General features: G+C 56.9%; 1 rRNA gene. It reads left to right on the top strand.

What is annotated here, in order from left to right:
• Nucleotides 1-246, top strand: a 16S ribosomal RNA gene (locus tag CBX98_RS26850); the annotation flags it as partial.

The following is a 246-nucleotide window of genomic DNA, read 5'->3' as shown; positions in this document are numbered from 1 at the left end:
CTGGAACTGAGACACGGTCCAGACTCCTACGGGAGGCAGCAGTGGGGAATATTGCACAATGGGCGCAAGCCTGATGCAGCCATGCCGCGTGTGTGAAGAAGGCCTTCGGGTTGTAAAGCACTTTCAGTCGTGAGGAAGGCGGCGTCGTTAATAGCGGCGTTGTTTGACGTTAGCGACAGAAGAAGCACCGGCTAACTCCGTGCCAGCAGCCGCGGTAATACGGAGGGTGCGAGCGTTAATCGGAAT

Source organism: Vibrio sp. T9 (genome assembly GCF_003123985.1).
Classification (GTDB): Bacteria; Pseudomonadota; Gammaproteobacteria; order Enterobacterales; family Vibrionaceae; genus Vibrio; species Vibrio diabolicus.
The sequence above is the reverse complement of the archived record's forward strand: the minus strand, read 5'-3'. Positions and strand labels throughout refer to the sequence as shown.